At 43.1% G+C, this 25,273-nt stretch carries 31 protein-coding genes and 2 pseudogenes; 10 read left to right on the plus strand and 23 right to left on the minus strand.

What is annotated here, in order from left to right:
* The first annotated feature begins 14 nt into the window (after positions 1 to 14).
* The 4 genes from glnA (at position 15) to CEF20_RS04370 (ending at position 4,472) form a co-directional block, all read left to right on the plus strand.
* Positions 15 to 1,349, plus strand: a complete 1,335-nt coding sequence (glnA, locus tag CEF20_RS04355; RefSeq protein ID WP_100330643.1) for a type I glutamate--ammonia ligase — start codon at positions 15 to 17, stop codon at positions 1,347 to 1,349.
* Positions 1,350 to 1,411: 62 nt separating this feature from the next.
* Complete coding sequence (locus CEF20_RS04360) at positions 1,412 to 2,677, plus strand: ammonium transporter (RefSeq protein WP_100330644.1); 1,266 nt, start codon at positions 1,412 to 1,414, stop codon at positions 2,675 to 2,677.
* Positions 2,678 to 2,769: 92 nt separating this feature from the next.
* Positions 2,770 to 3,732, plus strand: a complete 963-nt coding sequence (locus CEF20_RS04365) for a DUF294 nucleotidyltransferase-like domain-containing protein (RefSeq protein WP_100330645.1) — start codon at positions 2,770 to 2,772, stop codon at positions 3,730 to 3,732.
* On the plus strand, positions 3,729 to 4,472 hold the full coding sequence (locus CEF20_RS04370) for an exonuclease domain-containing protein (RefSeq protein ID WP_100330646.1): 744 nt from the start codon (positions 3,729 to 3,731) through the stop codon (positions 4,470 to 4,472). The genes CEF20_RS04365 and CEF20_RS04370 overlap by 4 nt, the downstream gene beginning before the upstream one ends.
* A 175-nt stretch (positions 4,473 to 4,647) precedes the next feature.
* Here CEF20_RS04370 and CEF20_RS04375 read toward each other — a convergent pair whose 3' ends face one another.
* The gene (locus tag CEF20_RS04375; protein WP_100330647.1) at positions 4,648 to 4,746 is read right to left on the minus strand and encodes a YjcZ family sporulation protein; all 99 of its coding nucleotides are present in this window, start codon (positions 4,744 to 4,746) and stop codon (positions 4,648 to 4,650) included.
* A 455-nt stretch (positions 4,747 to 5,201) separates the two neighbouring features.
* Here CEF20_RS04375 and CEF20_RS16520 point away from each other — a divergent pair, with 455 nt between their 5' ends.
* Positions 5,202 to 5,357 carry a hypothetical protein gene (locus tag CEF20_RS16520; protein WP_157796191.1) on the plus strand — a complete coding sequence of 52 codons (156 nt, stop codon included), beginning with the start codon at positions 5,202 to 5,204 and terminating at the stop codon, positions 5,355 to 5,357.
* 122 nt (positions 5,358 to 5,479) lie between these two features.
* Here the strand turns inward: CEF20_RS16520 and CEF20_RS04380 are convergent, their stop codons facing one another.
* Positions 5,480 to 5,743, minus strand: a complete 264-nt coding sequence (locus CEF20_RS04380) for a DUF2524 family protein (protein WP_100330648.1) — start codon at positions 5,741 to 5,743, stop codon at positions 5,480 to 5,482.
* Between the two features lie 269 nt (positions 5,744 to 6,012).
* Here CEF20_RS04380 and CEF20_RS04385 point away from each other — a divergent pair, with 269 nt between their 5' ends.
* On the plus strand, positions 6,013 to 6,150 hold the full coding sequence (locus CEF20_RS04385; protein WP_100330649.1) for a small, acid-soluble spore protein L: 138 nt from the start codon (positions 6,013 to 6,015) through the stop codon (positions 6,148 to 6,150).
* A 162-nt stretch (positions 6,151 to 6,312) separates the two neighbouring features.
* Here CEF20_RS04385 and CEF20_RS04390 read toward each other — a convergent pair whose 3' ends face one another.
* From CEF20_RS04390 to qoxA, 6 genes are all read right to left on the minus strand, one after another.
* Entirely contained in the window at positions 6,313 to 7,542 is a 1,230-nt protein-coding gene (locus CEF20_RS04390; RefSeq protein ID WP_100330650.1) for an ABC transporter permease, read from the minus strand.
* Positions 7,532 to 8,482, minus strand: a complete 951-nt coding sequence (locus CEF20_RS04395) for an ABC transporter ATP-binding protein (protein ID WP_100330651.1) — start codon at positions 8,480 to 8,482, stop codon at positions 7,532 to 7,534. Before CEF20_RS04395 ends, CEF20_RS04390 begins: the two co-directional genes overlap by 11 nt.
* Before the next feature lie 158 nt (positions 8,483 to 8,640).
* Entirely contained in the window at positions 8,641 to 8,925 is a 285-nt protein-coding gene (gene qoxD / locus CEF20_RS04400; protein WP_100331996.1) for a cytochrome aa3 quinol oxidase subunit IV, read from the minus strand.
* Between the two features lie 2 nt (positions 8,926 to 8,927).
* Positions 8,928 to 9,524: a cytochrome aa3 quinol oxidase subunit III gene (gene qoxC / locus CEF20_RS04405; RefSeq protein WP_100330652.1), complete on the minus strand. Its 597-nt coding sequence runs from the start codon at positions 9,522 to 9,524 to the stop codon at positions 8,928 to 8,930.
* The gene (qoxB, locus tag CEF20_RS04410) at positions 9,524 to 11,467 is read right to left on the minus strand and encodes a cytochrome aa3 quinol oxidase subunit I (protein WP_100330653.1); all 1,944 of its coding nucleotides are present in this window, start codon (positions 11,465 to 11,467) and stop codon (positions 9,524 to 9,526) included. Before qoxB ends, qoxC begins: the two co-directional genes overlap by 1 nt.
* Positions 11,468 to 11,529: 62 nt before the next feature.
* A complete protein-coding gene (gene qoxA, locus CEF20_RS04415; RefSeq protein WP_100330654.1) occupies positions 11,530 to 12,537 on the minus strand; it encodes a cytochrome aa3 quinol oxidase subunit II in 1,008 nt (335 codons plus the stop codon).
* Between the two features lie 448 nt (positions 12,538 to 12,985).
* On the opposite strand from qoxA, the gene CEF20_RS17275 reads away from it, so the two are divergent.
* From CEF20_RS17275 to CEF20_RS04425, 3 genes are read left to right on the plus strand one after another with little or no spacing between them, the layout of a single operon-like run.
* The gene (locus tag CEF20_RS17275; RefSeq protein WP_269799210.1) at positions 12,986 to 13,108 is read left to right on the plus strand and encodes a hypothetical protein; all 123 of its coding nucleotides are present in this window, start codon (positions 12,986 to 12,988) and stop codon (positions 13,106 to 13,108) included.
* A gap of 5 nt (positions 13,109 to 13,113) precedes the next feature.
* The gene (locus tag CEF20_RS04420; RefSeq protein ID WP_100330655.1) at positions 13,114 to 13,623 is read left to right on the plus strand and encodes a MogA/MoaB family molybdenum cofactor biosynthesis protein; all 510 of its coding nucleotides are present in this window, start codon (positions 13,114 to 13,116) and stop codon (positions 13,621 to 13,623) included.
* A 29-nt stretch (positions 13,624 to 13,652) separates the two neighbouring features.
* Positions 13,653 to 14,909: a molybdopterin molybdotransferase MoeA gene (locus tag CEF20_RS04425; RefSeq protein WP_100330656.1), complete on the plus strand. Its 1,257-nt coding sequence runs from the start codon at positions 13,653 to 13,655 to the stop codon at positions 14,907 to 14,909.
* 97 nt (positions 14,910 to 15,006) lie between these two features.
* On the opposite strand, the gene CEF20_RS04430 is transcribed toward CEF20_RS04425, so the two are convergent.
* The 15 genes and pseudogenes from CEF20_RS04430 to CEF20_RS04500 all read right to left on the minus strand — a co-directional run bounded on the left by CEF20_RS04430 (position 15,007) and on the right by CEF20_RS04500 (position 24,156).
* Positions 15,007 to 15,444, minus strand: coding sequence for a hypothetical protein (locus CEF20_RS04430; RefSeq protein WP_232713368.1), 438 nt, complete (start codon positions 15,442 to 15,444; stop codon positions 15,007 to 15,009).
* Between the two features lie 203 nt (positions 15,445 to 15,647).
* A complete protein-coding gene (locus CEF20_RS04435; RefSeq protein ID WP_100330658.1) occupies positions 15,648 to 16,676 on the minus strand; it encodes a beta-carotene 15,15'-monooxygenase in 1,029 nt (342 codons plus the stop codon).
* A 1-nt stretch (position 16,677) separates the two neighbouring features.
* On the minus strand, positions 16,678 to 17,100 hold the full coding sequence (locus CEF20_RS04440; RefSeq protein WP_232713370.1) for a MarR family winged helix-turn-helix transcriptional regulator: 423 nt from the start codon (positions 17,098 to 17,100) through the stop codon (positions 16,678 to 16,680).
* Positions 17,101 to 17,335: 235 nt separating this feature from the next.
* Positions 17,336 to 17,908: pseudogene (locus CEF20_RS04445) on the minus strand (oligoribonuclease); the annotation flags it as partial.
* A 150-nt stretch (positions 17,909 to 18,058) separates the two neighbouring features.
* Positions 18,059 to 19,135, minus strand: coding sequence for an RNA-guided endonuclease InsQ/TnpB family protein (locus CEF20_RS04450; RefSeq protein WP_100330660.1), 1,077 nt, complete (start codon positions 19,133 to 19,135; stop codon positions 18,059 to 18,061).
* Between the two features lie 4 nt (positions 19,136 to 19,139).
* Positions 19,140 to 19,538, minus strand: a complete 399-nt coding sequence (tnpA, locus tag CEF20_RS04455; protein ID WP_100331937.1) for an IS200/IS605 family transposase — start codon at positions 19,536 to 19,538, stop codon at positions 19,140 to 19,142.
* A 187-nt stretch (positions 19,539 to 19,725) separates the two neighbouring features.
* Positions 19,726 to 19,895: pseudogene (locus CEF20_RS04460) on the minus strand (oligoribonuclease); the annotation flags it as partial.
* Positions 19,896 to 20,122: 227 nt separating this feature from the next.
* Positions 20,123 to 20,419: a DUF3817 domain-containing protein gene (locus CEF20_RS04465; protein WP_100330661.1), complete on the minus strand. Its 297-nt coding sequence runs from the start codon at positions 20,417 to 20,419 to the stop codon at positions 20,123 to 20,125.
* A gap of 91 nt (positions 20,420 to 20,510) precedes the next feature.
* A complete protein-coding gene (locus CEF20_RS04470; RefSeq protein ID WP_100330662.1) occupies positions 20,511 to 21,137 on the minus strand; it encodes an FMN-dependent NADH-azoreductase in 627 nt (208 codons plus the stop codon).
* A 158-nt stretch (positions 21,138 to 21,295) separates the two neighbouring features.
* Positions 21,296 to 21,580 (minus strand): MarR family transcriptional regulator, encoded by a 285-nt coding sequence (locus tag CEF20_RS04475; RefSeq protein WP_100330663.1) that lies wholly within the window; start codon positions 21,578 to 21,580, stop codon positions 21,296 to 21,298.
* Between the two features lie 187 nt (positions 21,581 to 21,767).
* Complete coding sequence (locus CEF20_RS04480) at positions 21,768 to 22,376, minus strand: hypothetical protein (RefSeq protein ID WP_100330664.1); 609 nt, start codon at positions 22,374 to 22,376, stop codon at positions 21,768 to 21,770.
* Between the two features lie 41 nt (positions 22,377 to 22,417).
* Positions 22,418 to 22,846: an Hsp20/alpha crystallin family protein gene (locus tag CEF20_RS04485; protein WP_100330665.1), complete on the minus strand. Its 429-nt coding sequence runs from the start codon at positions 22,844 to 22,846 to the stop codon at positions 22,418 to 22,420.
* Between the two features lie 45 nt (positions 22,847 to 22,891).
* The gene (locus tag CEF20_RS04490) at positions 22,892 to 23,389 is read right to left on the minus strand and encodes an Hsp20/alpha crystallin family protein (protein WP_100330666.1); all 498 of its coding nucleotides are present in this window, start codon (positions 23,387 to 23,389) and stop codon (positions 22,892 to 22,894) included.
* A gap of 18 nt (positions 23,390 to 23,407) precedes the next feature.
* Positions 23,408 to 23,650, minus strand: a complete 243-nt coding sequence (locus CEF20_RS04495; RefSeq protein ID WP_100330667.1) for a spore germination protein — start codon at positions 23,648 to 23,650, stop codon at positions 23,408 to 23,410.
* 263 nt (positions 23,651 to 23,913) lie between these two features.
* Positions 23,914 to 24,156 carry a spore germination protein gene (locus tag CEF20_RS04500; protein WP_100330668.1) on the minus strand — a complete coding sequence of 81 codons (243 nt, stop codon included), beginning with the start codon at positions 24,154 to 24,156 and terminating at the stop codon, positions 23,914 to 23,916.
* A 170-nt stretch (positions 24,157 to 24,326) separates the two neighbouring features.
* Here CEF20_RS04500 and CEF20_RS04505 point away from each other — a divergent pair, with 170 nt between their 5' ends.
* The gene (locus CEF20_RS04505) at positions 24,327 to 25,214 is read left to right on the plus strand and encodes a LysR family transcriptional regulator (RefSeq protein WP_100330669.1); all 888 of its coding nucleotides are present in this window, start codon (positions 24,327 to 24,329) and stop codon (positions 25,212 to 25,214) included.
* Positions 25,215 to 25,273 lie beyond the last annotated feature (59 nt).

The raw sequence follows: 25,273 nt of genomic DNA on the forward strand, positions 1-25,273 counted from the left end.
AAAGGAGATCTATTATGAAATCATACAATAAAGATGAAATTATTCGTTTAGTTCGTGAAGAAAATGTGAAATTTATCCGCCTGCAGTTTACCGATATTCTGGGAACGATTAAAAATGTGGAAATTCCATCCTCCCAGCTGGAGAAAGCTTTGAGCAATAAGATGATGTTCGACGGCTCTTCCATTGAAGGCTTTGTCCGCATTGAGGAATCGGATATGTATCTGTATCCGGACTTGGATACTTTTGTTATTTTTCCTTGGACGGCTGAGAAAGGCAAAGTGGCCCGATTGATTTGTGACATCTATCATCCGAATGGCCAGCCGTTTGAAGGGGATACGCGCAGCAATTTAAAACGGGTGTTGCAAGAGATGAAAGAACTGGGGTTCACAGAGTTTAATTTAGGGCCAGAGCCGGAGTTTTTCCTGTTTAAGCTGAGTGAGAAAGGAGAGCCCACTTTAGAGCTGAATGATCAGGGCGGTTATTTTGACCTGGCTCCGACGGATTTAGGCGAGAACTGCCGGCGTGATATTGTGTTGGAATTAGAAGAAATGGGCTTTGAAATTGAAGCTTCTCATCATGAAGTAGCTCCGGGCCAGCATGAAATTGATTTCAAATACAAGGATGCTGTTCAGGCGTGCGATGATATTCAAACATTCAAGCTTGTCGTGAAGACCATCGCACGGAAGCACGGACTGCACGCGACCTTCATGCCAAAGCCGCTGTTTGGTGTGAACGGTTCAGGAATGCATTGCAATCTCTCTTTATTTAAAGATGGCCAAAATGCGTTTTATGACGAAAGCGGCGATCTTGGCTTAAGTGATACAGCCAGACAATTTATCGCTGGGATCATAAAGCATGCTGCCGGTTTTACCGCGGTAACGAACCCGACAGTCAACTCCTATAAACGGCTTGTTCCCGGATATGAAGCTCCTTGCTACGTGGCTTGGTCTGCACGGAACAGAAGTCCATTGATCCGCATACCAGCGTCCAGAGGCATGAGTACGCGGGTGGAAGTTCGCAGCGTCGATCCAGCAGCCAATCCTTATTTAGCCCTAGCCGCACTGCTTTCTGCCGGACTGGACGGTATTAAAAATCAATTAACGCCGCCGCAGCCCGTTGACCAAAATATTTATGTGATGTCAAAAGAAGAGCGGGTGGAGAATGGCATCATCGATTTGCCGGCTACATTGGCCGAAGCGCTTGAGCAATTAAAGGCGGATGAAGTCATTAGCCGCTCTTTAGGAAGCCATCTGTTTGAGCATTTCGTTGAAGCGAAACAGATTGAATGGGATATGTTCAGAACGCAAGTACATCCGTGGGAGCGCGAGCAATATCTTACGCAGTATTAATAGAAAAAGAGCCTGATCTTTTTGAAAGATCAGGCTAAACCAAAAAGAAGGAGGCGTACGGGATGGATGCCGTGTATTTATTAAACAGTGTATGGATTGCGCTGGGAGCCGTTTTAGTTATATTTATGCAAGGCGGATTTATTTTACTTGAAGCGGGTTCTACGCGGATGAAAAATGCCGGGCATATTGCCGGAAAGACTATATTTACTTTCGGTCTTGCTTCTCTTGTGTTTTGGGCGGTAGGATATGGATTTATTTTCGGTGAAAAAGGGAACTTTTTTGTCGGCATGACCGATTTCTTCTATTCCGGAATAGAAGAGGAGGGCTCCGGCTATTCCACAGCCGCCTTCTTTATGTTCCAGCTAGCCTTTGCTGGAATTGCTTTAACGATTGCCTTTGGAGGATTTGCTGAGCGGGCCAAGCTTTCTGTTTACCTGATTTTCTCTTTACTGTTTTCCGCGCTGGTGTATCCTGTCGTAGCTCATTGGATCTGGGGGGGCGGCTGGCTTGCTGAGCATGGGAAACAAGATTTTGCCGGGTCAACAGTCGTACACCTGACAGGAGCGATGGCAGCTTTTGCAGCAACAATTCTTTTGAAGCCCCGAATCGGCAAGTACAATGGGGACGGCACGGTCAACCCCATTCATGGGCATAACCAAGTATTTACCGCGCTGGGCGTTCTTATTTTATGGATTGGATGGTTTGGGTTCAACGCAGGCAGTACGCTTGGTGTGGCAGATGGCTTTTTTGGATTCGTCGCATTAAATACTAATATGGCGGCAGCGGCCGGTGCTGTGAGTGCGTTAATGGTTTCATGGGCTGTACAGGGCAAAGCGGATATACCAACAATGCTAAACGGAGCATTAGCAGGACTTGTCGCCATTACAGCTTCCTGTGCCTTCGTGGAAACTTGGGCCGCGGTAGTGATCGGATTGATAGCGGGTGTGGCCGTATTCTATAGCATCAAGTTCTTTGAAAGGATGAAAGTCGATGACCCGATCTATGCATTGTCCGTTCATGGAGTGGCTGGCATATGGGGGACGTTGTCGACCGGATTGTTTGCTGCACCGGAATTAGCTACTGTAGGCTTGCCTGGCCTGTTTTACGGAGGCGGATTCACCCAGCTCGGCGTTCAAGCGATGGGCGTTGCGGTATCTGGAGCGTATGCTTTTGCCGTTTCCTTTATCGTGCTGAGGGGAATGAAAATCATCCTGAAGGGCTTGCGGGTGACAGAGGAAGAAGAGTTAATCGGCTTGGATTTGAGCGAGCATGGCAGCTACGGCTATCCGGAAGCGTTCACTGACAAGGATCAAAAAATCGCCAATTAGTAATCAGATACAGTCAAGGAAGAGGCTGTTTCTGGAACAAAATGAACAATGAGCTGGCTTCTTATAAGTAAGAACGATAAGGAAGTGGGAAGATGGCACCGGAATTCACTTCGTTTCAAGCGTTGAGAAGGTGGAGAGACGAACAGCATCAAACTCATCAGTCACCGGCTGATGAGTTTGATGCCTTTCATGAAAGAATGATGGCGGCTGCTCTGGCTATTGCACTGAAGGAGATGAATAGGGAATATGGCCCGCCGCCATGCCGCTTTGCTTGGTTTCTGACAGGCAGCGCCGGAAGGAGGGAGAGGACAGCGGATAGCGACCAAGACCACGGGATCATTTATGACCAGGCGACGGATGCTGCAGCGGCGTATTTTCTGGCGTTCGGAGATAAAATCTCAAGAGGGCTGGACGTGACCGGGTATCCTTATTGCACCGGGAAAGTTATGAGCTCTAACCCGCTCTGGTGCCAGTCATTTGAGGGCTGGTCGCTTCAATTAGACAATTGGATCATGGAGGAGAGCTGGGAGTCAATTCGCTATTTGCTAATTTTTTATGATGCGAGAGCACTAGCGGGGGAAACGAAGCAAATTCTAATGCTCAAACAGCAAATGCTGGGCCGCATCCGGCAATATCCGCATCTTCTTGGGCGCCTATTAGATAACACGAGATATAGAAAAAAGGCGGTTGGCATCTTCGGACAGCTGTTAACGGAGACCGCTGGGCGGCATCAGGGGTGCGTGGACTTGAAAACGGCGGCTTTTTTTCCTTACGTGAATTCTATCCGGCTGCTGGCAATTAAAGAAATGATCACGTGCACCTCCACCTTGTCCCGGCTAAAGGAGCTTATGCAGAGGTCTTCGCATCAACAAGAGCTTGATCACTATTATAAGAATTTCAGGAGACTGCTGCAGTATCGTTTGCAAAAGGGGCGCTTTCTTTGTGTAAAGAGTTTAAGCCGCAGCGAAAAATCAGAAATAAAACATCTCCTTACAGATGGCAAAAGGCTGAGCCTCTATACCGAAAAGGCTGTGACAAGGGCGATGCATCCATGAAATTCGAGCCGATTATCCGCTGGATGCGGCAATTAAACGGGCGTTCCAATTCAGCTCTTTATGCCCCGCTGCTTAAGAATCATAACTCGCAGCATCTGGCTTTTATCAGGCATTTAGAGAAAGAAATAAAAGCGGAGAAGAGTTTATTCACTCCGCTCCGAGAATTGGATGTTACGGTGCTGGACTTGGAAACTAGCGGTTTTTCTCCTGAAGAAGGAGACCGGATTCTGTCCATCGGAGCGGTGAAAGTGAGCGGCGGGAGGATTCTTCATGATCAGACCTTTTATTCGCTTGTCCATTATGATGGCCGGCTTTCGCCGCGGGTGCAGCGCTTAACCGGAATTACGGAAGAACAGCTGAAGAATGCCCCGCCTTTATTAGAGGTGCTGATGCAATTTTACCGGTTCGCTAATGGTAAGAATTTGGTCGCTCATCATGCTGGGCATGAGAAGAAGTTTCTGCAGCACGCGAACAGGAGCCTTTTGAACATTTCGTTTCATCATCGCATCATAGATACCGTTTGGTTAGTGAAGACGACGGAAACCAATCTATCATCCATTCGCTTGGAGGATTGCTGTTCTAAGCTAGGGATTGATACGGCCAATCGCCATCATGCATTAGCGGATGCTATGATGACAGCTCATCTGTGGAGGAGCTGCATCATGAAGCTGTCCGAAAACGGCTGTCATCATTTGTACGATGTATACGAGCGGATTGGGAGAAAGCAAGAACGCGGTTGAGTTGCAGACGTTATTGGAAACGGGAGGGCTCTCTACCTGGATTGTCTGTCAGAAAGAAGGGGAACAATAGTTTTCGGAACAGCTTAATGGTGAAAGGGGCGGAGCAGCAAGACTGCGAGATCCTGATCCGTATAAAAAGGATCAGGACTCTCTTCATTCACAAGAATTGTTTATCCTAGTAATAGCTTACATAAGATGCACCGATGATAATCAACAAGATAAACAAGACAACAATCAGCGCAAAGCCAGCGCCGTAGCCTCCTTGGTAGCCCATTCTATTCCACCTCCTTTTAAAAGAATTAGTACATAGTATGAAAGAAGCCAGCAAATGTTTAGATGAAACTCATGGATTTAACAGGACGGTCTTCTATAATGATCAATGGAGAGTCCGAGGCGCGGGACAGGAACCAACACCATCATTTTGTGAGAGCTTTTGCTTTTTTGCCGCATTTCTAAGTGGATTCGTTATATTATGAGAGATTGATAAGAATGGAGAGGAAAAGAGGCGATTGGTTATTCAGCCTAATGGCAAAAAAACAAATGGTGCTTCTTCCTAAAAAAACAAAGAAAGTTCTGGAATCACTTAGATATTCCTATTGAAAACCAGCAAGACTGAACAAAGTCTATGAATTTGCTTCATTGCCAAAGGCAGGGGAAAGCTTTTGAATCAAAATGCTGCATGATCCAACATGAACAATTCTAAAAGACAGCTGATGAATCTATACTTCTATGAACGCGAAATTGTCCGGTGCTGCAGACTGGTGCCGCGCTGGTGGTTTGATAAAGGACCGGTTAGCAGCTGCTGTATTTCTGGCCATTGCCGCCGCTTCTGAGTATATTCCGGTAGCCAAAGGCCAAGAGTGGGCGCGAAAACAGAGCGCATAGCTGCAATAATTAACATGAGTGAAGCCGACAGCGGCAGGGCAGCACGGATCAGCAAGAAGCGATGATCAAGACAAGAACATCCGGCTTGCCGGCAGAGAGGATAACTGGCAAGCCGGATCCTTCTAATGATCCAATAAGATCATTTGATTTTGCTGCTGCTGCAATTGCAGTCTCATGCGATGCAGCTGTTCCCTTTGCTGGGCATTTGCACTTTGTGTCATCTTTTCGAGATCTTTTAGGGCCTGTTCAACTTTTAATTGAGACTGATTAAAGGCAAAGTCATTATCATGCTCCTGTGCGGAAGCTCCCCGATACTGTTCTTTTGCCAGTTCAAGGGCGTCTCCGCATAACTGCAGGCATTCCTCAACAGATTGTCTCGTAGCCATTTTGTTCCCCCCAGCGTCCGTGATGAAGGATAAAAATCATCCCTCTTTAGTGTGGCCGCCTTTTGCGCACATTATTTATCCCGCAAGTAAGGTTCCTTCATCTCCCGTTTTGAGAATAATGAAGCGGGGCATAAACGCCTGTGCAATGTCCGCGTTTATTTTGTTCTTCACAGCGGAGATAAAGGCAAGCTCCGCTGTCTGTTCAGGGGAAAAATTTCCTTACTGCCGCTTGTGTATTAAGCGCATGATAAGGGCAGGAGGTGTTCTGAATGGGAAAGAATAAGAATAAAGGCAATGCAGCGATTAGCGGTGTGACTCCTCAAGGATATGCCGGAGGAGGAAAGGGAGATACAAGCCCGAAATCCCAGCTTGAAGAGGCGGCCAAGCATAGCCACACGAAAAGATGAAGAAGGATGATGCTTGCTTTCCGGCCAGCGGAAGGGATGAAAAGAAATAACTGCAAACTGCGGGAAAGTCTTCTGAATCAAGCTTACATCCAGAAAAGGCCGTCCATCTCAGCGAGAGGAGGGCCTTTTCTGAAGCAATGGCTTCATGAGTGATTTTTCTGCTTAATGCGCACGCATCCACTTCCAAATTTCTTTTGGCGTAGCGTTTTTGCCATACATTAAAATGCCTACTTTAAAAATCTTTCCTGCCAGCTTCATGAAAAGCCAGATGCTTGCCAGCAGAATGATGAGCGAGATAATAATTTCTATCCAAGGCCATTCATCAAGAATAGATAGACGAATGAGCAGCACACTTGGTGAAGTAAACGGAATAAAGGAGCTGACTTGCGCAACTATTCCGTCAGGGTCACTCATAATCGGGCTGATTAAGACGAATGGCAGGAACGGCAGCATAAAGACTAAACTTTGAAAGTTGCCGGCTGTGGTCATGTCTTCCACTGTTGCTCCAAGACCAACGAAAATAGCAGCAAACAGCAGATAACCGGCAATAGCGATCAGCAGAAAGAGCAAGAACTCGGGAACGAATAAGTACTCGAGAACAGGAATATCGATTTTCCAAATGATCAGTGGAATGGCAAAGCTCAGCCATACGAGAACCTGTGTGAGACCGAGAACAAAATAACCGATAATCTTCCCTTGCATTAAATCTGCTGGTGTCAGGGAGGAGAGGATGATTTCGGCTACTTTTTCTTTCTTTTCCTGTGACGCGCTTTGAAAAATCATCATTCCTGTCAAAACGATGGAAAAGAAAATGATGCCGGCAGCCAGCCCGGGAACGATCCGTTTGAGTGGAGCGATGCTGCTTTCTTGCTTCGATTCAGTAGGGTGATTGGCTTCAGTTGCTGACATGGCTTTAAAGTGAATGCCTTGCGAGATCAGCTTCATTTGTTCAGCGGTTAATCCCATCTGCTCTATTTGAAACTGCCGCAATGGCTGTTTTAAAACATTGACTTTTTCCATAAAATCATCGCTCATATCCTCACTTTGATAAATAGGAATGATTCCTTGCGCTAAAGAGGTTTTCGTCAAGGGAATATAAACCGTATTTTCCGCCTCATTCAAGTGTTTCAACATCTCTGTTTCACTCTTTGTTGTTTTCTTAATCTTCCAGTCGAGGGCTTTCGCCGTCTTTTGAATATCATTCCAAATATGCAACTCATCCGAAATGTAGACATTGACAGGTTTCGGCTCGCTCTTAAAGTTATCAAATAATGACGGCAATGTGCTGAATAGAATGAACATGAGCGGAGTTAAAAACAGCGAGATGAGAAAGGATTTGTTCTTGATATTCTTTTTTATTTCCCACTTGGCTACTTTAAGACTATTGCGCATGGGAATCAGCTCCATTCTTTAATAGATGTTTATCGGCGGCGATGTCAATAAAGATTTCATGCAAGGAGATGCGGTCGATGGAAAGCTCCTGTATATCGAGATGGTCTGGTAGACATTTGATCCAGTGAGGCATCTGGACATCCGGCTTTAAATATATGACAGATAGATCATTCTCTTGATCAATGCGCTGCACATCCGGTAATTGTTCCAGCAAGTCCCGAGTGTTATGTCCGCGAATGCTGCACTTGAAATTGGCGTATTCCGCTTTCACTTCATCCATTGTTCCGTAGAGGACTTTTTGCCCGCGATGAATCATAAAAAGACGGTCGCATAATTCTTCTACTACATTCATTTGATGAGAGGAAAGCAGAATGGAAGTTCCTCTCTCGGCGAGCATCCGGATTTCTTTTTTAAACAGTTCTTGGCTGACAGGATCCAATCCGGAAAACGGCTCATCTAAAATTAACAGCTCAGGCTCGTGAATAATGGAAGCGATGAACTGTACTTTCTGCCCCATTCCTTTTGACAGTTCTTCGATGACTGCGTTTTCCTTCCCTTCCAGGCCGAATTTTTTCAAATAATCTAAAGCTCGTTGTCTCGCTTTTTTGGCAGGGTAGTTCTTCAAATCGGCTAAGTAAAGCAAGACATCCATGATCTTCACATTTTTATATAGCCCGCGTTCTTCTGGCAAGTAGCCGATTTTGTGACGGGGGATTTCTTGAGAAGAATGATGATGAAAGGTGACCGAGCCTTCATCGGGATATAGAATGCCCATTATGCAGCGGATGGTTGTAGATTTTCCGGCGCCATTAGGCCCGAGCACTGCCAGGATTTCGCCTTTATGAACTTCTAAAGAAACATTGTCGATGATGCGTTTGTCTTTGAAGGATTTTCCTAATTTACGGACGGATAATACCGGTTCTTTCGGCAATGACTTCATTCCTTTCTGATATGGTGTTTATGTTTATATATACACTATAACGGGAATAACAGGAAAAAACAAGGTGGGTTTTGCAATATATGAAAAAAAGAGAAGGCGGGGAAGCAGAAAAAAACCGCCAACCGATTGCCGGTAGGCGGTTTTTTTGAATGGGGCTTTTACATATACCCCCAAATCATTGTAAACAGCGTTCCTATAATAGTGACAACACCAACAAACAGCGCGTAGGCGATATTTGTATAGAGGGTTGCACGATCCGAAGTTTCACCGATATGCATGAACAGCAGCAATTGAACGCTGGCCTGTGCAATTGCGGTAATTAATAAGATCGTCATGCCAGCAGTAAAGGACATGTCAAAGTAAAGAACAGCTAGAGCAACGAGTGAAAGGACTAGTGAGAAAACGAATCCCATCACATGATGTCTTGGGAATAGTTGTTTCATCATTACATCATTCCTTTCAAATAAACGAAGCTGAAGATAAAGATCCATACGACATCAAGGAAATGCCAGTACAGTGAAAAGATAAACGATTTATTCGCTGTTTCAGGTGTAAGACCGTGCTTTTTCACTTGCATTAAAATGGCAATTCCCCACAGAAGGCCGAAAGTTACGTGAAGGCCGTGAGTACCCAGCAGCGTAAATAAGCTGGATAGGAAGGCGCTGGTTTGTATCGTTGCACCTTCATTAACGTAGGTGACAAACTCGAAGATTTCCACTCCTAAAAAGGCTAAGCCTAGAATAAGAGTGATAATAAAGAATGTCATCATCGCTTTTTTTGCACCAAGGCGCATCGCGTTAATGCCAAGTCCTATAGTGAAGCTGCTTGTTAATAACAAGATCGTTTCCAGCATGACAGGAGGCAGTTCAAAAATCTGCTGGCCTGTAGGACCGTTCCCCGTCCGGTTTGCCAATGTGAAGTACACGGCAAAGAGGGTGGAGAAGAGGGCAATTTCTGCCCCTAAAAAGATCCAAAACCCTACTATTTTTAATCTGTTTTCCTCTGTGCTGTATTCAAGAGGCAGCGAGTTATCCACTTTCATTATTTGTCACCTCGCAATGCTTTTTCAGTCTGTTCAATTTCTTCTACTGAGATGTAATAACCGTGATCACGCTCGAAAGTACGGTAAGTCATTGTTCCAAGTACAATTAATCCGGCAATGATGGCTGGAGTCCACCAGCTAAAGACTGCAAAGAATCCTAAGAAGAAGAAGGCAACCCCCATAATGAACGGCTGACCGCTGTTGCTAGGCATGTGAATCGGTTCATATGGGCCATCATCTGTAAGCGGTTTGTTGTTTTTCTTAGAGAACCAGTAAGCATCAAGAGAATTAACTGTTGGCACTTTTGCAAAGTTATAGACAGGAACAGGGCTGTGTGTGCTCCATTCCAAAGATCTTGCATCCCAAGGGTCGCCGTTTTCATCCCGAGGGCTGTAGCGAATGCTCCAGTAAATATTGTACACAAGGACAAGGAATCCGATTGCTAATCCGAGAGCACCGATAAAGGAAAGCATATTTAACGGGCCGTAGCCAGTGCTTTCTGAGTATGTGTACATACGGCGTGTGTAACCATCCAGTCCCAAAATAAATAGAGGGAAGAAGGTAACGTTAAAGCTGACAGCAATCAGCCAGAAGCCTAATTTACCAAGGCGCTCGTTTAAACGGAATCCGAACACTTTCGGGAACCAGAAATGGAATCCGGCAATAACAGCAAAGACGGTTCCTGGAATTAATACGTAATGGAAGTGAGCGACAAGGAACATCGTATTATGATATTGATAATCGGCACTTGCCATTGCAAGCATAACTCCGGTTACCCCACCGATTGTGAAAATCGGAATAAAGGCGAGCGAGTAAAGCATCGGAGTAGTAAATGTGATCTTTCCTTTACGCAAAGTAAAGAGCCAGTTGAAGATCTTAACCCCGGTTGGAATCGCAATCGCCATTGTTGTAATGGAGAAGACGTTGTTAACCATAGCTCCATGACCCATTGTATAGAAATGGTGCGCCCATACAAGGAAGGAAAGCATGGAGATGACGACCATACTAGCAACCATTGATTTGTAGCCATAAAGATTTTTTCTAGCGAAAGCAGAGATGATTTCGCTGTAAATACCGAAGGCAGGAAGGATAACAATATAGACTTCAGGATGTCCCCATACCCAGAAGAGGTTGGCCCAAAGCATGTCCATTCCGCCGTTTGCCATTGAGAAGAACTGTGTGCCGAATTGGCGGTCCAGCATCATTAAAGCAAGCGCTACTGTTAATACAGGGAAAGCGAAAACAATAATAACGTTAGTGATTAATACAGACCAAGTAAACATTGGCATTTTCATTAACGTCATGCCAGGCGCCCGCATTTTTAAAATAGTGACGATAAAGTTAATACCTGTCATTAAAGTACCAAGTCCTGCAATTTGCAAGGAAATGGAGTAGTAGTTGTTTCCGACTGTTTCACTAAACTCTGGTCCGGCTAACGGGAAATAAGCCGTCCATCCAGCATCAGGCGATCCCCCGATGACAAAGGAGATATTTAGGAGCATAGCTCCGAAAAAGAATAACCAAAAGCTGACGGCGTTTAATCTTGGGAAAGCAACATCCCGCGCGCCGATTTGCAGCGGAATTACCACGTTCATTAAACCGATAATAAATGGCATCGCCATAAATAGAATCATGATAAGTCCGTGGGTAGTAAAGATTTCATTGTAATGCTGCGCATTAAGCAAACCGTTCTCTGGTACGGCTGTCTGCGCCCGCATCAATAACGCATCGACTCCTCCGCGGAAAAGCATGAGAAGGGCTGCGATAATATACATGACACCAATTTTTTTATGATCAACAGTGGTTAACCATTCATTCCAAAGGTAACCCCACTTTTTAAAATAGGTTAGACCCGCAACTATGGCGACGGAAACGAGGACAATGCTAGCCATCGCAGCGTAAATCATCGGTTCGCCGGTTACGAAAAATTCGTCCCATTTCATAGGTTTTTGACTCCTTTCATGTTAGGTTCCTGACAAAATCCATTGAACATCCTTCGGTTGGATTAATGGTGAGCCTCCTGAGCGTTTGAAGCGCCTTCATCTTTGGAGCCTTGATTGCTCTCGTGGCCTTGATGTTTAGCATCTTGACTGCTTTCATGTCCCTGATGTTCAGCATCTTGGCTGCCTTCATGCCCCTGATGTTCAGTCTCTTGATTGCCCCCATGATTATGTCCGCCATTTTCTCCTTCAGGAGCAGGACGGAAATCCAAGTGGGTAGAATTATATGTTTTGCGTCCGACATGATGAGCTTTTAACAGACCATCAAACTCTTGTTCAGTTAATTTTGGCGCTGTTTCTTTAACGTCATTGACCCATTCTTGATAATCGGCCGGTGTCATCGCTTGTGCTTCAAATTCCATTTCTGCGAATCCTTTACCGTTAAAGTTTGAGTTCTTACCCATGTAAGATCCTGGTGTATCAGCGACAAGGTTGATTCTTGTCACCATATCACTCATTGCATATTTCTGTCCGGCAAGCTGCGGAATCCAGAAGCTTGTAATAGGTCCAAATGAATACAAGCGGAACTGCACTGAACGGTCAACAGGCAAGTTTACATAGTTGACTGTTTCAATTCCTTCCTCCGGATAGCTGAAATGCCATTTCCAGTTGGAAGAGGAGGCATAAATAATCAGCGGTTTGTCTTTTTCATATCCTTTTGGTACACTTTCCACTTCACCTGTAGAGCGGACCGTAACAACGGATAAGAAGATAACGATAATGACCGGAATAAGAGTCCAAATAATTTCCAGCCATTTGTTCCCTTCCTCGTGCGGCGGTTCATAATCCGCATCCAGTTTAGAAGCGCGGTATTTTGTAAGCACAAAGGCATAAAGGATATATACCACTAGCAAAATACCAGCCATAGTAAATATTGAGAGTATGATTGTATCAGAGAGAGTTTTGGATTGAGGACCTTTAGGATCCAAAACTAATAAAGGATTTTCACAGCCTGTAAGCACAGTAGAAATAGTGAAAATCGCAAATAAGAACAGCCATCTCATTTTCTTCATAATGTACCCCTTTCTTCTATAAATAGGAATTATTGCTGATATGAAATATTGTTGTTGTTCAATATTTCACAATAACTCTACATTAGGAGAATAAATGTGATTTATTCATGGAACCTATTGCGAGTCCTATGATATTCTGTCTGGGAAGAAAACACAATTGAATTCGAATGTTGTCACAAAAAGTTCAATTATGGAAGTAAATGAATGGAAAAACAACAAATCTTATGGAAATAAAAAGAAGTTTCATCAGCGGGTGATGAAAAAAATCAGACAGGAGAATGAGAGAAGCGCTCCTGTCCGTCATTTAGTATATATATAATAATGAAAGGTTTTGTAAAATAGGAATAGCTGAAGAGGCAGATCGGTCCTTTGCTTGAGTTTTGGTAGCTATCGCCAAAACAAAGAATAATTTGTCGATATTCCGCAAATTGTTATTTTGGATGCGGGTATGGAAGGAATTCTGAAGTGCGATTCGAATATTAGACGGTACGGCTGCCGCGGAAAGTCTCTTGAAGTGACAGCTGGCGGCGAAAAAGCTACACTTGTATCAAAAGCAGGCGGAAAGGAGTGAAAGAGATGTCACAGCATTTTCAATTAAAAAAGGAAGTAAGCATTGCTGTTTTGACCGTAAGCGATACGAGGACTGAGACAACCGATAAAGGGGGAGCGCTCGTCCGAAAGCTAGCTGCTGAAGCAGGATTTACAGTGAAGGAATCGGCGATAGTGGCGGATGATCTTAGCGCTATTCAAGAACAAGTCTCCCGATGGCTGAGCCGGGAAGATGTCGATGCCATCATTACAACGGGCGGCACTGGTATTGCCAAGCGGGATGTGACGCTTGAGGCGGTGCGTCCTTTATATGAAAAAGAGATCGACGGATTTGGCGAGCTTTTCCGTTATTTAAGTTTTACGGAGGATGTGGGAACGCGAGCTCTTCTAAGCCGGGCGAGCGCCGGTGTTGTTGGGGAGAAAGTAATCTTTGCGCTTCCAGGATCAACAGGGGCAGTCAAATTAGCCATGAACAAATTGATTTCTTTAGAATTAGAGCATATCGTTTACGAAATAACGAAGCATAGAATGGAGTAAGAAAACTTACATAGCAAGGAGATATATAAATGGTAGAGAAAAGAAAGCCGATACCGGTACGCGATGCGATTGAAGCCATTATGACAAGAGTGAAGCCGCTGCGGGCAGAAACGGTTTCGTTAGAGGAGAGCTATGGGCGGATACTGGCTGAGCCGATTATTGCCACAGAGGATGTACCAGCTTTTACGCGCTCTCCATACGACGGATTCGCGATCCGCGCAGAGGATTCAGAAGGAGCCTCCGGTGAGTATCGCAAGCAATTTACAGTCATCGACCATATTGGAGCGGGAGAGGTTTGCCGTAAGCCCTTAGCTAAAGGAGAAGCGGTGCGGATTATGACTGGCGCTCCATTGCCTGACGATGCGAACGCCGTCGTGATGCTTGAACAAACGGTGGAGAGCGGAAATACCTTTACGGTCCGTAAAGCTTTTCACGCGAATGAAAACGTATCGATGCGGGGTGAAGAAGCGAAGAAGGGTGAGGTCTTACTGGACGCAGGCCATTTTATCCATCCCGGAGTTATCGCGCTATTAGCTACTTTCGGCTATGACAGAGTGAAGGTGTCCGCAAAGCCGCTTGTCGGCATTTTAGCTACAGGCAGTGAGCTTGTCGATGTCAGCCAGCCATTAGAGCCGGGAAAAATAAGAAATAGCAACGGTCCCATGATCGCTGCCCAGTTAAAGAGAATTGGAGTTGAGAGCCGCTCGTATGGCATGAAAGAAGATGATTTGGAAGCTTGCCTGCAAATCGTCAAAACCGCCTTGGAAGAAGCCGACTGTTTAATTACGACAGGGGGCGTATCTGTTGGTGACTTTGATTATCTCCCAGAGATTTATAAGCGGTTGGGCGCCGAAGTGCTATTTAATAAAGTGGCGATGCGTCCGGGCAGCGTGACAACCGTAACGCATGCAGACGGCAAACTGTTATTCGGCCTTTCCGGAAACCCATCCGCCTGCTTCAGCGGGTTTGAATTGTTTGCCCGTCCGGCCTTGCTGAAAATGATGGGGTCGCGCAAACCGTTCCTGCCTTATGCCAAAGCTGTGCTAGCTGAAGATTTCACCAAAGCCAATCCGTTTACGAGATTTGTCCGGGCGGTGTATCAAGAAACACCAGAAGGAGCGAAGGTCGCGCCCGCGGGGTTCAATAAATCCAGCGCGGTCTCCTCGATTGCCAAGGGAAATGCAATGATTGTTCTGCCGGGCGGAACGAGAGGCTTCCAGGCGGGAGATGAGGTAGACGTTTTACTGCTCGGTCTGGATGAAGGGGCAGAGAACTGGATGATCTAATTTGCTTGTTTGGAATGAAAAGCCGCCAGAGAGGGACTCTCTCGGCGGCTTTTGGCTTGAAGGGGTCAGCAGCTTTTTCACGCATATTTCTTTGATTTTACGGTGCCGCCCAATGATTTTTGCTGCGGCTCATTAAATAATGGACAAACTCATCATCTTTTGCCAACCAAGCGCTGAATTGTCTTTTTAAGAAATGTTCTCCTTCGAAGAAATTTGCAAAGGTTTCGCTGATCGCTGAGCGGCTGTGCTCAATTGCCCACTTCTGCTGATTGATCGGGTACAGCAGAAAAGTTTCTTTCTCTTGATTTTCGTAGAGTGAGCCAAAGAGAGATTCCTTTACATTATAGCGATTTCTTTTGGCATCCTCCCGCAGCGGCTTCAAATGAAAAGTATCGTTAACAAATGTTTGATACACATCCTCTGTCAATAAACAGCCGGATGCTTTAGCATGGCCACCGCCTCCATACACGCCGGCAATTTTGGAGACGTCGATATAGTCATGAATCGTCCGCAGCCCCATTCGTTTGCCGCCCATATTTAGAATAGCGATATATGTATAGAAATAATAAAGTTGTTTAATTTCATCCCGAAAAATTAATAATCATCTATCTGATAAGTCGATAGATGATTATTAGATTTGTTTAAAAAAATTTGATTTTCTTGTATCTTACGCCTATTTAAGCACAATAAAGTTGATTAATTTCGGAAAGCGAATCGTTAAACATACACCCGGCGATACTATCCCATATTATTTTTAATATGCATTTTCAGTTCACTAGGAGCATCTGATTTAATTGCTACATAATTATATTCTTTTTCAAATCCCATAAAAAGTATCACTTTTTGTGGGGTTTTCATTTTTAAAATCACATCTGGATATACCTTTTCAAAATCACGTATCACAAAGTCAATAGTATCCTTTGTCAGTTTACGTTCTAAAACAGCTGAATCCTCAATCATACATTCAACATTAGAATAGTCAATTTTTGCACGTTTCATTAAACCTAATGACAGATAAAATGATTCGTTAGCGAAATAAATTGGATTTAAACGCAAAGCTTGTATGTCCGCTAAGAAAAAAATAACCGAGTAAATATTTAAAGCTAATAAAATTATCGATAAAATTGGCGCTTTTTCATGTAGCCAATAATGTACCCCTATCGTTTCTACTATAATGGCGTGCATCATCATGATTTGAAATGCAATAAAGTTCGATTTTTTATACATAGTAATTCCTATTGGTTCTGTATTTTTCCAGCTACTGAATGCATAATAGAGCATAAGCAATTCAGAACAGATCATTTGGATAATTGAGTTATTTCGCACGTATTGCTCTACTGCTTGCGAGAAGGAAAAAGCGACAGGGAGAGTACTTTTCTTTACTTCATTTAATATCTTCGGCATATAACGAACAAATGTGATGATTAATAAAAGCTCTAAAAGAATAATACAACCTTCTACAATGATGCCAATCCAAACAATCATTTCATAAGGCCCTAACAACGAAGGGGGTATAAGAAAACGAATTAAAATACACCCTAGTGCCGATAAAATAATTGCTGATTTGAATGTGAATTTATCGCGATATAGCATAATGAATAAAGGCAATAAAATAATAAAATCTAACATTGAACCTAGCACAATAGATTGCGTATCTTCGGGTAAAATCTTTGATCCGACTGAAGTTTGATATACCATAAAGTTACTACAAATAATTAAAGCGAGCATAAAGAGCCACATTGGCTTTGCTTTCCCAATCCAAATCATTTTATTCATCTCCCGCTAGCTTTATCAATTGTTCAAGTATACGTGCTAAATGCTGTAAATCTTCTATTGGTAGTAGCCCATATAGATTTTCATTCATTTCTTTTTCTAGTAATATCATTTGCTCAAAATACTTTTCACTTTTCTCAGTTAATTGGAGTTTTATTTTTCTTCGATTTTCTTTGTCAATTGTTCTAATAATATACTCATGAGCTTCGAGCTTGTTTAATAATTGACTGACCGCACTCGTTGAAACGTTTAAGCTATCTGCCAAATCTTTTGTTGAAGTAACACCAGAGCGAATTAATTCTAATACTAACACTTGTTTTGCTGTTAATTGATTATCGATATGCTTCTCATATTTACTTGCTAATTGCATATTCAACTGTGCTTGTAAACTATTTATTTTTCCAACAAGTTCTTTCAATACGAAACCACCCTTTATTATTAAGTTAACTTAATAATAAAGGGTGGTTAATTAAATTGCAATAATAACTATCTACGCTTTTTTACACTTTAATAATATTTAAATATTATTTCTTTTATTACAAAACGAAAGAAATAATTGGTGTAAATTGCTAACATTGCGCCGATTTTTCAAACTACTTTATTTGTTTTTAAACGACATTATTGTAAATTTAACAACTTTATTGTCAATCAACAATATAATCCAGATAGGGACATTCTTTACCCAGTTCATTTCCAAGCTCGGAATGATAGGACTCCGCGTAAACGATGTCGGCGAGATGTTCGCCTACGGATGCTTGAATGAGTTCTCTCCGCTTGCGGCGAATATAGCGCTCGATTTTCTTTTCCTCCATATCCAGCAGGCTTTGTTCAAAGTCATCAAAGAAGAAATGTTCCTGCGTTGTCAGCCGGCTGATCATTCTTTCTTCAAATTCATCGATGGAAACTAAAAAGAAAAAAGCGTTCAGTCTTTTGGCTGCTTGATTATCGTTTTTCTCCCATTCCCATGTATCATACTGCCTAATGAGTTCGACAAACTCGGTGATGGCCTGCGAAGGTTCCAGCAGTTTTCGGGAAAGGAGGAACTCGTAAAGCAAGGAGGCAGCTGATGCCGGGGTTCCTTCCTCTTCCGCTGAAATATGCGCCCAATCATATGCATTCAAATGCCATGCGGACTGATGATGATCAAGTAATTGCACTTGGCCGCCGCTTTGATAAAATTCCTCGAGCTTTTTTTCATTTTCTTCATTAACAGACAGGTCGTTGAGACTCCCACGTCTAAAGACGCAAGCCCTAAACCTTACGGTTAAACGGGTGGGATTCTTGAATGACTAAGCGTTCGCAGTCCATTTCTGTTTTGAACAGCCTTCAAGATGAGGGCATCTCATTGCCCCTCATAGGGCAGAACCTATAGTTCCCTATGCTGATTGACTATTACCATCAATCACAGGTGCACATCGAATATTCATAGCACCTACTAGATCACGATGTTTCTCGAATCCGCATTTACACTTGTATTTACGGTCTTGTGCTTTGTTCTTTTCAGAACAGTGAGGACATGTTTGACTCGTATAAACAGGATTCACATATTCAACCTTAATGCCTTCTAACTTGGCCTTGTACTCAATAAATTGAGATAGACGATAAAAGGACCATGTATGCAAATTCTTTTCGTTTTTACGACTTGTTCTTGTCGTCTGTCTGATATTCGCTAATTGTTCTATACGAATGACAGAGATTTCATTTTCTTTAGCAAAATTAACAATCGCACGACTTACTTTATGGTCTTGATCTTTCATCCAACGCTGTTCCTTGTTTTTTGAACTGCGGATAGCATTTAATTTTTTCTTTTTGCCTAATGCTTTACGAACAGAACGAAACTTTCTCTTTTTATATTTATTCTGTCTGCCGTTACCAAAGAAACGCACTTTTCCGTCATCAGTTACTGCAACAGCCGGAACTTTTAAACCTAAGTCAACTCCCATAACCTTGAATCCCGTTTTTTGAGGAGTAGGCGTAGTGACAGAAATTTGTGCGATCCATTTATTTGACTTTTTCGTGATACGCAATGTGCCTAACTTATGTTTCAGCAAATTGAAATTTCGATTTTCCTTATCAATTAATAAAGCCCGAATAGGCGTTTTCTTGGCTTTACCGTCAATCATGATCGGCAGTGAAATATGAGTGAAGTCCAAAGAGTAGTTTTGGTTGTTCCAGATACACGTAGGTTTCTTTAAGACTGGAATGGTTTCAAGTTTTGTTTTCTTTGCCTTCTTGAAAACACTTTTCGCATCTTTAATTGCTTGGTTTTTCACCGCACTGGGCAAAGAAGCACCAATGTTTTTACTTGTTTTCTTAGTGCTTTTCTTTTCTTTTACCATTTCAGACACAAGATCGTTGATTGTTGAAATGTATGTTTTACTCATTTCGGTCAAAGTCAAATCCTGTTCTTTAGTAGGTAGCAATTTGATTTTTACAGTGATTGTTTGTGACATGATTTCACCCCCTTGTTTTTTGTTGTTCAACATATCGCTTTATAGTTTGACTTGATACGTTTCCAGCAGTAGAAACAAAATAAGAACGTGTCCACAAACTTGGCAGGTGTCGCAGGTGCGGAAATTCTTCTCGCAACTGTTTAGATGTCACTCCTTTGATTTTTGCCATGATGTTTGCAGGGCTTAGTGTAGGTAGTACATTGAGAAACATGTGTGCATGGTCTTTGTCACATTCTAAAGCAATCACTTGTATTTTTAGTGGTTCGCATATTTCGTGCACCATTTCTTTGAATCTCTTTTCTACCTTGTTGTCAAGAAATATTTTTCTTCTGTATCGAGGACAAAACACAAAATGATAGTTAATGAATGATACGGTTGTAGTAGTTCTTCTATAATCTTCCATACTTATATTTTTATCAGTTTTCACTATAAACGACAACAAATATATAAAAATAAATATAGTGGAGTTTTCCAATACTTGAAGTACCGCAAAACCTTACGGTTAAATGCGGTACTCCGTATTTGACCTCACTATCATCCCACGTCTCAAGACGGTCTGCGACCTGTGTGGGCTTTCTTGTTCGAAAACCTGTAATCAGTAAAAACGTATTCTTATCGCCGTGATCTAAAAACCATTTAACTTCATGGTCAAGCCCGGATACTGAGTTATAACGGACGTGGACTTTTTCCCGAAAGCGATTTTGGCTAAAATGCCGCAGCCCACGCCGTCTAAATCATTATGAGACAGCAGTCGATACATGCTCTTCACCTCTTCTAAATAGTATGGCATGATTCGCGGAAAATAATAAAGTGAACCTGCAAACAGCACAGATGTTTCTCCCCGCTGTTAAAAAGAGGAACAAAGGCTGCCAGCGCTTTTGCCGCCTGAACCGGGCATGTAGGCGCCGGAACTTCTAGGCGGAACAAAAAACGGGTAAAAAAGCAGCACTTGCTTTCTTACCCGTTTTCCGAAATATTCATATCTGGTTACTTTGCGTCCAGCTCGCGCAGTTTCTTGTCCAGAATAAAGTTGCCGAATGGAATAAAGGCAACGATAACGGAAACTGCCGCCCAAATTATATCCCATTTGATTTTTAAGGTAACGTAGGCAATCACCAGACAATACACGATAAATAACGCGCCATGAATGGAGCCGACAATTCGGACGGCTTCAGGCATATCGGCTCCGTACTTAAGCGGCATAGCGATAAATAACAAGATTAAGAGAGAGATGCCTTCAAAATAGCCCATAAACCTTAATTTCCCTATAGGTGTCTTTAGCATGAAGATCTTGTCCTCCTGTCCAATCAAAAGATATCATGATATAAACATACCGGAACAAGATTGAAATTTCATCTTTTTTCTCTTCATCGTCTTAAAAAAGCTTGGCGGTTTCGGACGCTGTTTGGATGCCGTCCGCAATAATATCGGCTGCTTTATCGGGGAATTGATTATGTCCTTCCACGATCACAGTAGTAATATCGTGAATGCCCATGAAGGACAGAAGCGTCTTCACATAATGGAGGGACATTTCCGAAGCAGCTGCCGGTCCTTTCGAATAGATGCCTCCTCTGGCATTTAATAGAGCGACTTTTTTGTCGGAAAGCAGGCCGACCGGTCCTTCCGCTGTGTAGCGGAACGTCTTGCCTGCTTGGCATAAATAGTCAAAATAGGTGTGCAAGACAGCCGGTACCGAGAAGTTCCACAGTGGGAAAGCGATGACCACTTTATCCGCTGCAAGAAATTGATTCAGATACTTATTGACAATCGCAGCGGCTTTCTCTTCTTCTGGTGTTAATTCCAGTCCTTTTGCAAGCTTAAACATCCCGTTAATTTTGTCGGTATCATAGTAGGGAAGGTTTTCTTTAAATAAATCGAGCTCTGTGACGGACGCCTCCGGATGAGAGGCCTTGAAGTTTTCAAGAAAGGCTTGGTAAAGTTGAACACTTACGGCCTGGTCTGCGGGCCGGGAATTTGCTTTAATAAATAATATGTTTTCCATACTGTTTCCTCCATTTGAGCAATTGCTGGATCGAGGCACTATCTGGCAAAAAAAGGTTGCTGCAGCAACCTTTACAGCAAAAAGTGATTTATTGAATATATTGTTGCATTTTCATTAGAATTCTTCTAAGCTCCCGTAATTCTGCTGCGGTGAGGCCTTTAAAGAAGCCCGTTCACTTTATTCGCACTGGGAATCATATCAGTGCTCAGTCCGGTGTCTTTATCGGTTAAATAAATGTTCAAAGAGCGGCGGTCTCTGTGATTATAAACCTTGCGAATAAGCTCTTTTTGCTCAAGGTTAACGGCCATATGGGCAACATTTGTTTTATCTTTATTCGGCCTTTTGGCAATTTCTTGCTGGGATAATCCATCTAGTTGCCGGAGCAGCATCAGTACTAAATTTTGCTCTGGGGCGAGATTAAAAGGCGCCGGCCTTTTTGACATAGCTAGTGATCATTAAAGCCGTCTGGTGGATAAAGATACTGATATATTCATCTAAAGGTCGCTTCATATCGATCATCCTGCAATTGCTGCTTCGTATTGATTGCCCACTCATTGTATGGAACCGTAAAAACATTGTCAAAGGATTTGTTTCAAATCAGTTTATGGCTTGGCTAATCATGAGAGCGGATCAGGAATTCTCTTTTTTAGGTGGGGTTTGGCTGTTTTGTTCGCCGCTTTCAGCAGGCGGCGCTTTCGTTTGTTCAGCGGCTGAAGCGGGCCCGTTAACCGCTCCGATATACAGCCTGCCGTTTAGCTCTTTGATGCCTAACTGCCCCAAATTATTCGTCAATTCATATTTATCGAGATACAAGGTGTTAATATTAAATTCCTGATAAATGATAGGCTGTCCGCTTTTAGAGGAGCCCGTACTCTCAGGGCATTGGAGCAAGCGCTTTTCAAACTGCATGAGCTGATCTTCTAATTGGAGACGGCTCTTCATCATTTTTGCCGTCAGGCCTTCCAATTGATGAAGGGCAGTGATGGACTGGCTCAGCTGCTCTGAGAATGAAGCGTTGGAGATGGCCGCATTTTCCGTTTGACTGGAAGGAGAGTGGGGGCGGCGAATGATAATTGCTTCATTTGTTTGCTCTTTCAGCTGAAGGATTTGCTTCTTGATTTCCTGTATTTGCTCGAATTGCTCCTTCAGCTGAGAGCATGGCTGCAGCTTGTGTTTCAGCTCTTTCATTTCACTTTGAATCGTTTCCGTTATCTTGTCTTTATCGAAATTAATCTTCATTGCAAAAACTCCCTCACGCTTTATTTGGCAGAAGAGGGAGGCTAGTCGATAAAAATAGGTTCCTCCCGGGCATATGAACGATAATAACTAAGTATAAGAAGACCGTGGTAAAATTTTGCGGATACATTTTTGCTTTCAACCGGTTCCGGGAGTTGAATCGTTCGCTTGAATTCACCATAATAGCGCTCATTTAGCAGAAATTCTCCGTTAAGCATTTGTTTCACTTGCCCTTGAATCGTCAGTGTGTTCCCGGTAACCGATAATTGCACATCTTCTTTTGTCAGGCCAGGGAGCTCAATGATCAGCACAATCTGAGAATTATCTGCGAAAATGTCAACAGCAGGGACGGATTCCGCTTGCTTTCGGACACTCGGTTTAGGTTGTACCTGCTCAAAGACAGAGTTCCAAAATTCGCCTGAATGATATTGCTGGGCGACATTCATCCATTGCTTGAACTTTTCTATATCCAAGGGTCGCACCTCCTTGCCTAACCTGCTAATGAAGGCTGTTTATGTTTATTCTTCTAATTCGCTTACATCGATTTCAGAGTATTGCAAATCAATTTCTTTCGGTATTTTCAGTTGAAGGATGCCATCTTTAAAATTAGCGGTTGCGCCTTTTTTCTTTACAACCGCCGGCAATATGACGATCTTTTTGTCTTCTGTTCCCGGGAGTCCTTCTAAAATCGTTTGATTGGAGGTATGGTATATTTTTAAACTGGATAAGGCTGCCGGATCTTGTAATGGAATTTTCACATAGACGTCCTCATGGGTTTCAAAGACCGAAATATGAATGGGGGGAGGGCTGTTGTCTGGGATCACTTCTTGATCTTGTGCAGGAGAAAACGGAGCGTTCTTTAAAAAGTCGAAATGCTTTTGATGGGCTTGCAGCGAATCGGGCAGAGTTTTGGCCAGCACATCCTGAACATACCGTTCAATTTCGCCATCATTGAATTGATTCACCCATTTTTGCCACTCCTTATTTGAGGAGAATGGGGGTTTAAAAGGAAACATGACCGTTCCTCCTTTCGGTTAGATTTGGTAGGTCATTGGCAAGGATGGATTCATAATTTGATCCTGATCACTCACATCCGTATCAAGCATTTGATTGCCCATCAAAGAATTAGAAAATGAACAATCTCCTAATGATATATTTCCGCCGACAAATTTTGTATTGGCGGTATGGCTGTTATGAACAGTAGCGCCGATATCAATATTTCCGTTTTGAGTCACTCCGTTCGTCTTCATGTTCAGTATATTAATCATAAAAGGCATAGAGATTTCCTCCTTTATCCCGCTTGTTTGGTGCCGTCAGATTCCCCTTCAGGAATGGAGTGAAAAACCCAAAATCTAAGTGGGGATCATGGTAGAGAAATATTCGATCCGTCCGGGCCTGCCCGATGCAGATGACAAAGGCATGGCAGCCTTTGTTCTTCTTTTCATCAGCGGGGGATGAAAGAAAAACCCACTGTTTGAAGGTTCACTTTATACGGCTACTCATTATTGTATGAAATATAATGAAAAAGGGGCATTCAGAACTAAAGCTGGGCCGCATTGACATTTGCCGGGTTGGCGATATCGCCCATATCATTTACGTCTGGATCGATAAAGACGTTTTCCATATTCGATTCAGTCGGAGAAATGTCACCAAATGATGAATTGGCTCCTTGCGATTTTGTATTGGCGGTATGAGAATTGTGCAAAGCGTCTCCAATATTAATGGAACCATTGTTGGATATGTTATTAATTTTTAAGCTGTAGATATTAATAATAGACGGCATAATCTCTCCTCCCATAACTCGGCTGACACTAATTTATGCAATAGCTTGTAGCGGTATGACCTGATACGCAGAAACATCAGTGATCTCGCCCTAAATGATCGGGCATTCAGTGTATGTTCTTCGCTGCTTTGTGGTATGATTAAGTATTCTTCGAAAAAGGAAGTGTGAAAATGGAAATTCGTCAATTTGTCTACTTTACGGAAGTAGCCAAGCTGCAAAGTTTTACAAAGGCGGCAGAGAGTCTTCATGTTTCGCAGCCGGCGTTGAGTAAAATGGTCAAGAACTTAGAAGAAGAAATGGGGGTGCAGCTGCTTGATCGCAAAAACCTCAAGCTGACGGACGCGGGAAAAATTGTTTATGATAAAGCCAGAAACATTTTACAGCAGGTGAATGACTTATCTTCTTCGCTGTCCGATCTGACGAAATTAAAAAAAGGAACTCTTCATATCGGGATTCCATCGATTATCGGCACGCTGTTCTTTCCGACGATTATCGCGCAATTTCGCCGCCTTTATCCGGGAATCACGATTAAAATGAGCGAGCATGGAGCGCGAACGGTTGAAAAAAGGCTGGAGGAGGATTTAATCGAGCTGGGCATTGCTGTATTGCCGGTCGATGAGCAATCTTTTGAAACCGTGCCTTTTATTGAAGAAGATATCATGGTGATTATGCGAAAGAACCATCCGTTGTCCCATCGCCAAAGCTTAACGCTGAAGGATGTCCAAAAGGAGGATTTTGTTTTCTTTCAGGAGGACTTTACTCTTCATGGCCTGCTGAAGAAAGCTTGCAGGCGGGAAGGATTCGAAGCGTCCATCGTTCTTGAAAGCAATCAGTGGGATTTCGTGGCGGAAATGGTGGAGGCCGACCTTGGCATCAGCTTCTTTCCTTACTCCTTAAGTAAGCGGCTCGACCCTGAACGCATCAGTCTTGTGCCGCTCGATAACGACTTGCTGAAGTGGAAGCTTGCTGTGATTTTAAAGAAAAACCGCTACATCTCCTTTGCCGCCCGGGAGTTTTTGAAGCTGATCATCCGGGAATCCCCTCACTATAACAAATAGTTATAAAGTGAATAAAAACTATGTATTTTACGAATAAGGGCAACAGAGGTATGATAACC

Source organism: Bacillus xiapuensis, from assembly GCF_002797355.1.
GTDB lineage: Bacteria > Bacillota > Bacilli > Bacillales > Domibacillaceae > Bacillus_CE > Bacillus_CE xiapuensis.